This is a genomic window from Streptomyces marokkonensis, assembly GCF_039539045.1.
Classification (GTDB): Bacteria; Actinomycetota; Actinomycetes; order Streptomycetales; family Streptomycetaceae; genus Streptomyces; species Streptomyces marokkonensis.
The window spans coordinates 1-13,245 of the sequence record NZ_BAABCQ010000093.1; the positions used below are offsets into that span (position 1 = coordinate 1).

Consider the following 13,245-nt stretch of genomic DNA (forward strand, 5'->3'; position numbering starts at 1 on the left):
GAACGCGAGCGCCCAGAGTAGGCCCGGGCGCTCGCTGGCCCTGATTGTGATCGCCATTGTGGCGCTCACGGGAGGCATGTTCGCCTCCGGACACACGACTCCGCGCCTCGGCATCGACCTGGCGGGCGGCACGAGCATCACGCTCCGGGCCGTGCCGGAGGCCGGCCAGGAGTCGGCGATCAACAAGTCCAACATGGCCACGGCCGTCGAGATCATGGAACGCCGTGTCAACGGGCTCGGTGTCCAGGAGTCCGAGGTTCAGACCCAGGGCGACCGGAACATCATCGTCAACATTCCCAAGGGGACGGACTCCGAGGAAGCCCGGGAGCAGGTCGGCACCACGGCGAAGCTCTACTTCCGCCCGGTACTCACCACCGAACTGTCCGGCGCCGCCGCGACGGGCAGCCCCTCGCCGAGCGCCACCGACAAGGCGACCGACGAGGCCACCGACAAGGCCACGGACAAGGACGAGGCGAGTTCGTCGCCGTCCGGTTCCCCCTCGGCGAGCGCCACCTCCCAGGGCCGCGCCCTCACCGACGCCCTGAAGGCCGACCCCAGTCCCTCCGCCACGGCAACCGACGGCGCGTCGCCTTCCGCGAGCGCCCCCGCGAACGACGCCGACGGCGAGCTCCAGGCCCAGTACGCGGCACTGGACTGCACCGACGAGGCGGCCCGGGCCAAGGTCGGCGAAGGAACGAAGCCGAGCGACTCGACGCTCGCCTGCGGTCAGAACGCGCAGGGCCAGTGGCAGAAGTACGTCCTCGGCCCCGCGGCGGTCGACGGCACGGACGTCGACGAGTCCGAGGCCGTCTACAACACCCAGACCGCCGCCGGCTGGACCGTCACGATGAAGTTCACGGACGGCGGCGCCAAGAAGTTCGCCGACATCACCGGCAAGCTCGCGCAGAACCAGTCCCCGCAGAACCAGTTCGCCATCGTCCTGGACAACGAGGTCGTCTCCGACCCGTACGTCAGCCAGGCGCTCACCGGCGGCAACGCGGAGATCTCCGGCAACTTCGACCAGGAAGAGGCCCAGGGCCTCGCCAACATGCTGTCCTACGGCGCCCTGCCGCTGACCTTCGAGGAGGACAGCGTCACCACCGTCACCGCCGCGCTCGGCGGTGAGCAGCTCGAAGCAGGCCTGATCGCCGGCGCGATCGGCCTCGCCCTGGTCATCCTCTACCTGCTGGTCTACTACCGCGGTCTGTCGTTCATCGCCATCGCCTCGCTGTTCGTCTCCGCGGGCCTCACATACGTGATCATGTCGTTGCTCGGTCCGGCCATCGGCTTCGCGCTGAACCTGCCGGCCGTGTGCGGTGCCATCGTCGCCATCGGCATCACCGCGGACTCGTTCATCGTCTACTTCGAACGCGTCCGCGACGAGATCCGTGAGGGCCGGTCGCTGCGTCCCGCGGTCGAGCGGGGCTGGCCGCGCGCCCGGCGGACCATCCTGGTCTCGGACTTCGTCTCCTTCCTGGCCGCAGCGGTGCTCTTCGCCGTCACGGTCGGCAAGGTGCAGGGCTTCGCGTTCACCCTGGGTCTGACCACGCTGCTCGACGTGGTGGTGGTGTTCCTCTTCACCAAGCCGCTGCTGACGCTGATGGCCCGGCGCAAGTTCTTCGCGAGCGGTCACAAGTGGTCCGGTCTCGACCCGAAGAGTCTGGGTGCCAAGCCGCCGCTGCGCCGCACGCGCCGCCCCGCCCGTCCCGCCGGCCACGTCGACCCGAAGGAGGCGTGAGATGGGAAAGCTCGGCAACCTCGGCGCCCGGCTGCACCACGGCGAGATCGGTTACGACTTCGTCAAGAACCGCAAGCTCTGGTACGGCATCTCCATCCTCATCACCATCACGGCCATCGTCGGCCTGGCGGTGCGCGGCCTGCACATGGGCATCGAGTTCCAGGGCGGCGCGGTCTTCACCACCCCGAAGAACATGAGCGCCTCGGTCTCCCAGGCCGAGACCTACGCGGAAGAGGCCTCCGGCCACGACGCGATCGTCCAGAAGCTCGGCGACGGCAGCCTCCGCATCCAGATCTCGGGCACCGACACCGCCAAGTCGGACTCGATCAAGGACCAGCTCTCGAAGGACCTGGACGTCCCGGCGGAGAAGATCAACGCCGACCTGGTCGGCCCCAGCTGGGGCGACCAGATCGCGAACAAGGCCTGGCAGGGCCTGGGGATCTTCATGGTCCTCGTGGTGATCTACCTGGCGATCGCGTTCGAGTGGCGCATGGCGATCGCCGCGTTCATCGCCCTGGTCCACGACATCACCATCACCGTCGGCATCTACGCCCTCGTCGGCTTCGAGGTCACGCCGGGCACGGTGATCGGTCTGCTGACCATCCTCGGATACTCGCTCTACGACACGGTCGTCGTCTTCGACAGTCTCAAGGAGCAGACCAAGGACATCACCAAACAGACCCGCTGGACCTACGCCGAGATCGCCAACCGCTCGATCAACAGCACCCTGGTCCGCTCCATCAACACCACGGTGGTCGCCCTGCTGCCGGTGGGCGGTCTGCTCTTCATCGGTGGCGGTGTCCTCGGCGCCGGCATGCTCAACGACATCTCGCTGTCGCTGTTCGTCGGTCTCGCCGCGGGCGCGTACTCGTCGATCTTCATCGCCACGCCGCTGGTCGCCGACCTCAAGGAGGCCGAGCCGCAGATGAAGGCGCTCAAGAAGCGCGTCCTCGCCAAGCGCGCCCAGGCCGCGGCGAAGGGCGAGCCGGCGGAGAACGCCGTCGACGAGGAGCGCTACGCCGACGACGAGGCCGACGAGCCCGACGACGCGGCCCCCGCGGTCGTCGGCCCCCGCAACCAGCCCGCGTCCCGTACCAGGGGCCGCGGCCGACCCTCGGGGAAGCGCCGATGACCGAGACGACCGACATCACGCGGCTGCTGCTCAGCCGCATCCGGGACGTGGCCGACTACCCGGAGCCCGGAGTGGTGTTCAAGGACATCACCCCGCTCCTGGCCGACCCGGCCGCGTTCACCGCCCTGACCGACGCGCTCGCCGAGACCGCCGAGCGCACCGGCGCCACCAAGGTCGTCGGCCTGGAGGCCCGCGGCTTCATCCTCGGCGCCCCGGTGGCCCTACGGGCGGGTCTGGGCTTCATCCCCGTACGCAAGGCGGGCAAGCTCCCCGGAGCCACCCTCAGCCAGGCGTACGACCTGGAGTACGGCTCGGCCGAGATCGAGGTGCACGCCGAGGACCTGGCCGCCGGCGACCGGGTGCTGGTCGTCGACGACGTCCTCGCCACCGGCGGCACCGCCGGGGCCTCGCTGGAGCTCATCCGCCGGGCGGGCGCCGAGATCGCCGGGCTCGCCGTCCTGATGGAGCTGGGCTTCCTCGGCGGGCGGGCCCGTCTGGAGCCGGCCCTGGCCGGGGCACCGCTGAAGGCGCTGCTCACGGTCTGACAGTTCGCGTCGCGCAGCGGAGGCGGGCCCGGAGGAATCCGGCGCCCGCCTCAGGCGTTTCTCGGGTTGACGGCCCTCACAGTGGCCTGAAGGCGGTCCTGGGGTGCAGGATCGCTACCATGGGGTTTCCGGAGCCTGACCGGGGGACCCGGATCGCGCACGAGGAGTCCTCTTGCCAGACGAGGCCCAGCCACTGACCGCCGCAAAGCCCGAGTCCGCCTCGGCGCCCGCGGCGAAGCCCGCACCGAGCGCGCCACAGGCGAAGAACGACACCCGCGGGCCGATCCAGCACGCCCCGTCCGCGCCCGTCGACAAGCCGGCCGAGCAGCAGCCGCTCCCCAAGCCGATCCCGCCCGAGCGCGACCGGAACGCGCCCGTCGTCCGCACGCCGTCCGGCCAGCCCGCCCGCTCCGGCTCCTCCAACCGCGTCCGCGCCCGCCTCGCCCGCCTCGGCGTGCAGCGCGCCAACCCGTACAACCCGGTCCTGGAGCCGCTGCTGCGGATAGTGCGCGGCAACGACCCCAAGATCGAGACGGCGACCCTGCGCCAGATCGAGCGCGCCTACCAGGTCGCCGAACGCTGGCACCGCGGCCAGAAGCGCAAGAGCGGTGACCCGTACATCACGCACCCGCTCGCCGTCACCACCATCCTCGCCGAGCTCGGCATGGACCCGGCCACGCTGATGGCCGGGCTGCTGCACGACACCGTCGAGGACACCGAGTACGGCCTGGAGGACCTGCGCCGCGACTTCGGCGACGTGGTCACCCTCCTCGTCGACGGCGTCACCAAGCTCGACAAGGTCAAGTTCGGCGAGGCCGCGCAGGCCGAGACCGTGCGCAAGATGGTCGTCGCCATGGCCAAGGACCCCCGCGTCCTGGTCATCAAGCTCGCCGACCGCCTGCACAACATGCGCACCATGCGCTACCTCAAGCGCGAGAAGCAGGAGAAGAAGGCCCGCGAGACCCTCGAGATCTACGCGCCGCTGGCCCATCGCCTCGGCATGAACACCATCAAGTGGGAGCTGGAGGACCTCGCCTTCGCGATCCTCTACCCCAAGATGTACGACGAGATCGTCCGCCTGGTGGCCGAGCGCGCCCCCAAGCGCGACGAGTACCTCGCCATCGTCACCGACGAGGTCCAGCAGGACCTGCGCGCGGCCCGCATCAAGGCGACGGTCACCGGCCGCCCCAAGCACTACTACAGCGTCTACCAGAAGATGATCGTCCGCGGCCGTGACTTCGCGGAGATCTACGACCTGGTGGGCATCCGCGTCCTCGTGGACACCGTCCGCGACTGCTACGCGGCGCTCGGTACCGTGCACGCGCGATGGAACCCGGTCCCCGGCCGGTTCAAGGACTACATCGCGATGCCCAAGTTCAACATGTACCAGTCGCTGCACACGACGGTCATCGGGCCCAACGGCAAGCCGGTCGAGCTGCAGATCCGCACCTTCGACATGCACCGCCGCGCCGAGTACGGCATCGCCGCGCACTGGAAGTACAAGCAGGAGGCCGTCGCCGGCGCCTCCAAGGTCCGTACCGACGCGCCCAGGTCGTCCGGCAAGGGCAAGGACGACCACCTCAACGACATGGCGTGGCTGCGGCAGCTCCTCGACTGGCAGAAGGAGACCGAGGACCCCGGCGAGTTCCTGGAGTCCCTGCGCTTCGACCTCTCCCGCAACGAGGTCTTCGTCTTCACCCCCAAGGGCGACGTCATAGCGCTGCCCGCGAGCGCCACCCCCGTCGACTTCGCGTACGCGGTGCACACCGAGGTCGGCCACCGCACCATAGGGGCGCGGGTCAACGGCCGCCTCGTCCCGCTGGAGTCCACCCTGGACAACGGCGACCTGGTGGAGGTCTTCACCTCCAAGGCGGCCGGCGCGGGCCCCTCCCGCGACTGGCTCGGCTTCGTCAAGTCGCCGCGCGCCCGCAACAAGATCCGCGCCTGGTTCTCCAAGGAGCGCCGCGACGAGGCGATCGAGCAGGGCAAGGACTCCATCGTCCGAGCCATGCGCAAGCAGAACCTGCCGATCCAGCGCATCCTGACCGGTGACTCCCTGGTCACGCTCGCCCACGAGATGCGCTACTCGGACATCTCCGCGCTGTACGCGGCGATCGGCGAGGGCCATGTCTCCGCGCAGAACATCGTGCAGAAGCTGGTACAGGCCCTCGGCGGCGAGGAGGCCGCCACCGAGGAGATCGACGAGTCGGTCCCGCCGGCCCGCGGTCGCAAACGCCGGACCAACGCGGACCCGGGCGTCGTGGTCAAGGGCGTCGAGGACGTGTGGATCAAGCTGGCCCGCTGCTGCACGCCCGTCCCCGGTGACCCCATCATCGGCTTCGTCACCCGTGGCAGCGGCGTATCCGTTCACCGCAGCGACTGCGTGAACGTGGACTCGCTCTCCCGGGAACCCGAGCGCATCCTGGAGGTCGAGTGGGCCCCCAGCCAGTCCTCCGTCTTCCTGGTCGCCATCCAGGTCGAGGCCCTGGACCGTTCCCGGCTGCTGTCGGACGTCACGCGCGTGCTGTCCGACCAGCACGTCAACATCCTCTCCGCGGCCGTCCAGACCTCTCGCGACCGCGTCGCCACCTCCCGCTTCACCTTCGAGATGGGCGACCCGAAGCACCTCGGGCACGTCCTGAAGGCCGTACGGGGCGTGGAGGGCGTGTACGACGTGTACCGGGTGACGTCGGCCCGCAGGCCCTCGTAGCGGCCCGCACAGACGCAGCGACTCGCACAGACGCAGCGGCCCGCACCGGCTCCCGTGGCGCGGCGCCGCACAGGCCCACACGAAAGGGGCTCCCCGTACGCGCCGTACGGGGAGCCCCTTTCATGAGTGGGCGTGGGCGGGTGTTCAGCCGCCGAACTCGTGCAGGCCCTTCAGCGCCTGGTCCAGCAGCGCCTGCCGGCCCTCCAGCTCACGTGCCAGCTTGTCGGCCTTGGCGTTGTTGCCCTGGGCGCGCGCCTGCTCGATCTGGGAGCGCAGCTTGTCCACGGCGGCCTGGAGCTGACCGGTCAGGCCCGCGGCACGCGCGCGTGCCTCCGGGTTGGTGCGGCGCCACTCGGTCTCCTCGGCCTCCTGGAGCGCCCGCTCGACCGCGTGCATCCGGCCCTCGACCTTCGGCCGGGCGTCGCGCGGCACGTGGCCGATGGCCTCCCAGCGCTCGTTGACCGAGCGGAACGCGGCGCGGGCCGCCTTCAGGTCGGTGACCGGCAGGAGCTTCTCGGCCTCACCGGCCAGCTCCTCCTTGAGCTTGAGGTTCTCCGTCTGCTCGGCGTCCCGCTCGGCGAAGACCGAGCTGCGGGCGGCGAAGAACACGTCCTGGGCGCCGCGGAAGCGGTTCCACAGGTCGTCCTCGTGCTCGCGCTGGGCGCGGCCGGCGGCCTTCCACTCGGACATCAGGTCGCGGTAGCGGGCGGCCGTCGGCCCCCAGTCCGTCGACTTCGACAGCGCCTCGGCCTCGCCGACCAGCCGTTCCTTGGTCCGGCGGGCCTCCTCGCGCTGCGCGTCCAGCTGCGCGAAGTGCTGCTTGCGACGCTTGGAGAACGCCGAACGGGCGTGCGAGAAGCGGTGCCACAGCTCGTCGTCGGACTTGCGGTCCAGACGCGGCAGGCCCTTCCAGGTGTCCACCAGGGACCGCAGCCGCTCACCGGCCGCCCGCCACTGGTCGGACGCCGCCAGCTCCTCGGCCTCGGCGACCAGTGCCTCCTTGGCGCCGCGCGCCTCGTCGGACTGTTTCGCCCGCTGGGCCCTGCGCTCCTCGCGGCGGGTCTCCACCAGCGCGACGAGCTTGTCCAGCCGGGCTCGCAGCGCCTCCAGGTCGCCCACCGCGTGGTGCGCGTCGACCTGCTCCCGCAGGTGCTCCACGGCGGCCAGGGCGTCCTTCGCCGACAGGTCGGTGGTCTTCACCCGCTTCTCGAGGAGGCCGATCTCGACAACCAGGCCTTCGTACTTGCGTTCGAAATAGGCCAGCGCCTCCTCGGGGGAGCCTGCCTGCCAGGAGCCGACGACCTTCTCGCCGTCGGCCGTACGCACGTACACGGTCCCCGTCTCGTCGACGCGGCCCCACGGGTCGCTGCTCACAGCGCCTCCTCCACATGATGCCGAGGGAGGGCTTCGCCACCCCCGGGCATCGTCCACAGTTTCGTCACGGCCAACATAGGCGACCGGCGGGGGGCGTGTCCGCATCCCGCGCGACCGAACTTTCGCTGATGAGGGTCAGGATTTCGTGACGGTGGCCTTGTCGATCACGACCGTCGCGTTGGGTGCTCCGTCGCCCGCACCGGTGCTCTCGCCGACGGCGGCGATCTTCTTCAGCACCGTCATTCCCTCGTCCGAGATCGTGCCGAACGGCGTGTAGCTGGGGGGCAACGGGCTGTTCTGGTACACGAGGAAGAACTGGCTGCCGCCGGAGTCCGGCTGACCGGTGTTCGCCATCGCGATCGTGCCCGCCGGGTACGTGTTCTCCTTCAGGCTCTTGTCCTTCAGGTTCTCGTCCGGGATGTTGTAGCCGGGACCGCCGTTGCCCTGGCCCGTCGGGTCCCCGCACTGGAGAACGTAGATCCCGTTGGTGGTCAGCCGGTGGCACGGCGTGTGGTCGAAGAAGCCCTTGCCGGCCAGGAAGCTGAACGAGTTGACGGTGTGCGGCGCCGCCTTCGCCTTCAGCGCGATGTCGATGTCGCCGCAGGTCGTGGCCAACTTCATCGTGTACTTCGCCGACTTGTCGATGGTCATCGCAGGTTCCTTCTCCCAGGTCTGCGTCTTGACCTTGCCCTCGGCCGGCTTGTCGCACGGGTCCTTCGGCGGCTCACTGCTCGCCGCGGCGCTCGGGGTGACCTCCGCGCTCGCGTTCGACTTGCTGTCGTCGTCGTCCCCGAGGACCACGCCGGTCGTGTACAGCGCGACACTGCCGATCAGAATCACGCCGAGCACCGACGCGATCGCGGCGTTGCGCGTGCGCGCCCTGCGTCGTGCGGAGGTACGTCGCTGCTGCTGCCGCAAGAACTTCTCCCGGGCGAGCTGACGCCGCCGCTGCTCCTGGGTGACCACCGGGTTCTCTCCTCATGCGTCTTCGTGTGCCGACCGGTACGCGTGGGTGCGATGAGCCGACCGTGGGCGTGTAGCCCCGTACCGTATATGGGTTCGCTGAGGAATCGGCACCGCCGGTAGGCTCTGACCATGGGCGCGGCCCGTTCGCAAGCCCACCCGTACCGACACAAACGAAGGACGATCGTGCTCATTGCCGGGTTCCCCGCCGGGGCCTGGGGGACGAACTGTTATCTCGTCGCCCCCGCCGCCGGTGAGGAGTGCGTGATCATCGACCCTGGCCATCAGGCGGCCCCGGGAGTCGAGGAAGCGATCAGGAAGCATCGGCTCAAGCCCGTCGCCGTCGTCCTCACCCACGGGCACATCGACCATGTGGCCTCGGTCGTCCCGGTCTGCGGCGCGCACGACGTGCCGGCCTGGATCCACCCGGACGACCGCTTCATGATGAGCGACCCCGAGAAGGGGATCGGCCGCACCATCGGCATGCCGCTCATGGGCGAGCTGACCGTCGGGGAGCCGGACGACGTCAGGGAGCTGACCGACGGCGCGAAGCTGGAGTTGGCGGGGATGGAGCTGACCGTCGCGCACGCGCCGGGCCATACCAAGGGGTCGGTGACCTTCGGCCTGCCCGAGGCGGCGGACATCCCGCCGGTCATGTTCTCGGGCGACCTGCTGTTCGCCGGCTCCGTCGGACGCACCGACTTCCCGGGTGGCTCCATGGACGACATGCTCGAATCGCTGGCACGCGTGTGCCTGCCGCTCGACGACTCGACCGTGGTGCTGTCCGGACACGGCCCCCAGACGACCATCGGCCAGGAGCGCGCCACCAACCCGTATCTGCGGCAGGTGGCGGCGGGCCGCCAGGAAAACGGCGCCCCCGAGGCTCCCCGACGAGGAATGTGACGAGAGACCTTCCGTGAGCACCTTCAAGGCCCCCAAGGGCACCTACGACCTGCTGCCGCCCGACTCCGCGAAGTTCCTGGCGGTCCGCGAGGCGATCGCCGCCCCGCTGCGCAACTCCGGCTACGGCTACATCGAGACGCCCGGTTTCGAGAACGTCGAGCTCTTCGCGCGCGGTGTCGGCGAGTCGACCGACATCGTGACCAAGGAGATGTACGTCTTCGAGACCAAGGGCGGAGACCGGCTCGCCCTGCGCCCGGAGACGACGGCCCCCGTGCTGCGCGCGGTCCTGGAGGCCAACCTGCACAAGGCCGGCAACCTGCCGGTGAAGGTCTGGTACTCGGGCTCGCAGTACCGTTACGAGCGCCCCCAGAAGGGCCGTTACCGCCACTTCTCCCAGGTCGGTGCCGAGGCGATCGGCACCGAGGACCCGGCGCTCGACGCCGAACTGATCATCCTCGCCGACCAGTCGTACCGCGCGCTGGGCCTGAGCGACTTCCGCATCCTGCTCAACAGCCTCGGCGACCAGGAGTGCCGCCCCGTCTACCGGGACGCCCTGCAGGACTTTCTGCGCGGCCTGGACCTGGACGAGGAGACGCTGCGCCGCGCGGAGATCAACCCGCTGCGCGTCCTGGACGACAAGCGCCCGGACGTGCAGAAGCAGCTCACCGGCGCCCCGCTGCTGCGCGATTACCTGTGCGACGCCTGCAAGGCGTACCACGAGGAGGTGCGCGAACTGATCACGGCGGCGGGCGTGGTCTTCGAGGACGACCCGAAGCTGGTGCGCGGCCTGGACTACTACACCCGCACGACCTTCGAGTTCGTCCACGACGGACTGGGCTCCCAGTCCGCGGTCGGCGGCGGCGGCCGCTACGACGGATTGTCCGAGATGATCGGCGGCCCGTCCCTGCCGTCCGTGGGCTGGGCCCTCGGCATCGACCGCACCGTCCTCGCCCTGGAGGCGGAGGGCATCGAACTGGACATTCCGTCCGCCACCTCCGTCTTCGCCGTCCCGCTCGGCGAGGAGGCCCGTCGGATCCTGTTCGCCAAGGTCACCGAGTTGCGCAAGAACGGCGTCGCCGCCGACTTCTCCTACGGCGGCAAGGGCCTCAAGGCCGCGATGAAGGCGGCCAACCGCTCCGGCGCCCGCTATGCCCTGGTCCTGGGCGAGCGCGACCTCGCCGAAGGCGTCGTCCAGCTCAAGGACATGGAGTCCGGCGAGCAGGCGGCGATCGGCGTCAACGAGATCGTGGCGGAGCTGGAGTCGAGGCTCGGTCGGCGGATCTTCGGGTAGGTCCCGTCGCCTCCGGGGGCGCGCGTGTTCGTTCGCGTGTGCCCCTGGGGAACGGGAATCGGCCGGAAGACAACTCTCCGGGGCGACCACCGGTGCGTTCTTATGTTCATCGAACGGTGGCCTTACAAGTCCGTGCGGCACAATGGCCCTGCCCGAAGCAGGTCTCACTCAAGTGACGGAATCGGCGTGATGAGCAAGACGACAGTGAAGGACGTCTCCACCGTGGCAGAGCCGGCGCCGGGACCCACCGCCGGAGCATCGCGCGCCGAGGGCGCCGGCCGCGCCTTCGCCCTGCTGCTGGTGACCACGGGCGCGGCCGGAGTGCTCGCCGCGTGGGTCATCACGCTCGACAAGTTCAAACTGCTCGAGGCCAAGGTCGCGGGTACGACGTTCACGCCCGGGTGCAGCCTCAACCCCGTCGTCTCCTGCGGCAGCGTCATGGAGAGCGACCAGGCGGCCGTCTTCGGATTCCCCAACCCGATGCTGGGCCTGGTCACCTACGGCATCGTCGTCTGCGCCGGGATGAGTCTGCTCGCGGGGGCCCGCTTCCCGCGCTGGTACTGGCTCACCTTCAACGCCGGCTGCCTGTTCGGCGTCGGGTTCGTCACCTGGCTGCAGTTCGAGTCCCTGTACCGGATCAACGCGCTGTGCCTGTGGTGCTGCCTGGCCTGGGTCGCCACGATCCTGATGTTCTGGTACGTGACGTCCTTCAACGTCCGCAAGGGATTCCTGCCCGCGCCGGGCTGGCTCAAGGGCTTCTTCGGCGAGTTCGCCTGGGTGCTGCCGGTGCTGCACATCGGCGTCATCGGCATGCTGGTCCTGACCCGCTGGTGGGACTTCTGGACCAGCTGACGGACAGGCCGGCGGGAGCGGGTCGACGAAGGGCCCCCGCTCACCGCGTCCGCCGCGTCGTCGGTGCCGTGCTGTGCCCTCTGGGGTGACCCCCAGATCCCCCCGGGTAGGGTTTCGACCGTGGAGCCCGATCTGTTCACCGCCGCAGCCGAAGAACGCCAGGAGAAGGACCCGACCGGCAGCCCCCTCGCCGTGCGGATGCGCCCGCGCACCCTCGACGAGGTCGTCGGCCAGCAGCACCTGCTGAAGCCCGGTTCCCCCCTGCGCCGACTGGTCGGCGAGGGCGGCTCCGGCCCCGCGGGGCCCTCCTCGGTCATCCTCTGGGGCCCGCCGGGCACCGGTAAGACCACCCTGGCGTACGTCGTCTCCAAGGCCACCAACAAGCGCTTCGTGGAGCTGTCCGCGATCACCGCGGGCGTCAAGGAGGTCCGCGCGGTCATCGACGGCGCCCGCCGCGCGGTCGGCGGGTACGGCAAGGAGACCGTCCTCTTCCTCGACGAGATCCACCGCTTCAGCAAGGCCCAGCAGGACTCCCTGCTCCCGGCCGTCGAGAACCGCTGGGTCACCCTGATCGCCGCCACCACCGAGAACCCGTACTTCTCGATCATCTCTCCCCTGCTCTCCCGCTCCCTCCTCCTCACCCTCGAACCCCTCACCGACGACGACGTCCGCGCCCTGACCCGCCGGGCCCTGACCGACGAGCGGGGCCTCGGTGGGGCCGTCGGCCTGGCCGAGGACACCGAGGAGCACCTGCTGCGCATCGCCGGCGGCGACGCCCGCCGCGCCCTGACCGCGCTGGAGGCCGCCGCCGGGGCCGCGCTGGACAAGGGCGAGACGGAGATCGGCCTGACCACGCTGGAGGAGACGGTCGACCGCGCCGCGGTGAAGTACGACCGAGACGGCGACCAGCACTACGACGTCGCCAGCGCCCTCATCAAGTCCATCCGCGGCTCCGACGTGGACGCCGCCCTGCACTACCTGGCCCGGATGATCGAGGCCGGCGAGGACCCCCGCTTCATCGCGCGCCGCCTGATGATCTCCGCCAGCGAGGACATCGGCCTGGCCGACCCGAACGCCCTACCGATCGCCGTCGCCGCCGCGCAGGCCGTCGCCATGATCGGCTTCCCCGAGGCCGGCCTGACCCTCAGCCACGCCACCATCGCCCTGGCCCTCGCCCCCAAGTCCAACGCCGCGACCACCGCCATCGGCGCCGCCCTGGACGACGTACGCAAGGGGCACGCCGGACCGGTCCCCTCGCACCTGCGCGACAGCCACTACAAGGGTGCGGGCAAACTCGGACACGGGCAGGGATACGTGTACCCGCACGACCTGCCGGAGGGCATCGCCGCCCAGCAGTACGCCCCGGACGAGCTGAAGGACCGCAGGTACTACACCCCGACCCGGCACGGCGCCGAGGCCAGATACGCGGACGCGGTGGAGTGGACCCGCGGACACCTCGGTCGCAGGCGGTCCTGAGCAGCCTGTAGAATCCACCGGAGTGCCGAGTCTCGTGCAGTCAGAACGGGACAACCGGCCGGGACCCCCAGCGGGTCCCAGGAGCGTCGCGCACCGTCGACAGGTGTCGCGGGCAGCCCACCACCACCCGGAGCTCCGGGAGCGGTCGGTGGGCCACTCGCGTGCTGCACGTATGTGCCCAGACCAGGGAGCGGCTGCCCGGCAGGTCCCCTGCGGACCAGGCGGGTTTCCCCGGCTGCGGATTGCGACCTCCCTCAACCC

General features: G+C 70.1%; 10 protein-coding genes. 8 read left to right on the forward strand and 2 right to left on the reverse strand.

Translation table 11 applies throughout. The annotated features are described in order from the left end of the window. The 4 genes from secD to relA all read left to right on the forward strand — a co-directional run. Positions 1-1,738: protein translocase subunit SecD (gene secD, locus ABEA26_RS22110; protein WP_345594733.1), on the forward strand; the 1,738-nt coding region annotated here is incomplete at its 5' end. Position 1,739: 1 nt separating this feature from the next. Continuing rightward, positions 1,740-2,870, forward strand: a complete 1,131-nt coding sequence (secF, locus tag ABEA26_RS22115; RefSeq protein ID WP_345594735.1) for a protein translocase subunit SecF — start codon at positions 1,740-1,742, stop codon at positions 2,868-2,870. After that, on the forward strand, positions 2,867-3,415 hold the full coding sequence (locus ABEA26_RS22120) for an adenine phosphoribosyltransferase (RefSeq protein WP_345594737.1): 549 nt from the start codon (positions 2,867-2,869) through the stop codon (positions 3,413-3,415). The genes secF and ABEA26_RS22120 overlap by 4 nt, the downstream gene beginning before the upstream one ends. Before the next feature lie 172 nt (positions 3,416-3,587). After that, positions 3,588-6,125 carry a GTP pyrophosphokinase gene (gene relA, locus ABEA26_RS22125; RefSeq protein WP_345594738.1) on the forward strand — a complete coding sequence of 846 codons (2,538 nt, stop codon included), beginning with the start codon at positions 3,588-3,590 and terminating at the stop codon, positions 6,123-6,125. Between the two features lie 144 nt (positions 6,126-6,269). Here relA and ABEA26_RS22130 read toward each other — a convergent pair whose 3' ends face one another. Then, entirely contained in the window at positions 6,270-7,499 is a 1,230-nt protein-coding gene (locus tag ABEA26_RS22130; RefSeq protein ID WP_345594739.1) for a DUF349 domain-containing protein, read from the reverse strand. Positions 7,500-7,634: 135 nt separating this feature from the next. Further along, on the reverse strand, positions 7,635-8,465 hold the full coding sequence (locus ABEA26_RS22135) for a peptidylprolyl isomerase (RefSeq protein WP_345594741.1): 831 nt from the start codon (positions 8,463-8,465) through the stop codon (positions 7,635-7,637). Between the two features lie 183 nt (positions 8,466-8,648). Here ABEA26_RS22135 and ABEA26_RS22140 point away from each other — a divergent pair, with 183 nt between their 5' ends. From ABEA26_RS22140 to ABEA26_RS22155, 4 genes are all read left to right on the forward strand, one after another. Further along, a complete protein-coding gene (locus ABEA26_RS22140) occupies positions 8,649-9,365 on the forward strand; it encodes an MBL fold metallo-hydrolase (RefSeq protein WP_345594743.1) in 717 nt (238 codons plus the stop codon). Positions 9,366-9,378: 13 nt separating this feature from the next. Next, positions 9,379-10,656, forward strand: a complete 1,278-nt coding sequence (hisS, locus tag ABEA26_RS22145) for a histidine--tRNA ligase (RefSeq protein WP_345594745.1) — start codon at positions 9,379-9,381, stop codon at positions 10,654-10,656. 189 nt (positions 10,657-10,845) lie between these two features. Beyond that, a complete protein-coding gene (locus tag ABEA26_RS22150; RefSeq protein ID WP_345594747.1) occupies positions 10,846-11,508 on the forward strand; it encodes a vitamin K epoxide reductase family protein in 663 nt (220 codons plus the stop codon). Positions 11,509-11,628: 120 nt separating this feature from the next. After that, positions 11,629-12,984, forward strand: coding sequence for a replication-associated recombination protein A (locus ABEA26_RS22155; protein ID WP_345594749.1), 1,356 nt, complete (start codon positions 11,629-11,631; stop codon positions 12,982-12,984). Positions 12,985-13,245: the final 261 nt, after the last annotated feature.

Excerpts from the sequence above, each read along its gene's own strand:
- secF (WP_345594735.1), top strand. The coding sequence starts at position 1,740 with ATGGGAAAGCTCGGCAACCTCGGCGCCCGGCTGCACCACGGCGAGATC.
- ABEA26_RS22120 (WP_345594737.1), top strand. The coding sequence starts at position 2,867 with ATGACCGAGACGACCGACATCACGCGGCTGCTGCTCAGCCGCATCCGG.
- ABEA26_RS22150 (WP_345594747.1), top strand. The coding sequence starts at position 10,846 with ATGAGCAAGACGACAGTGAAGGACGTCTCCACCGTGGCAGAGCCGGCG.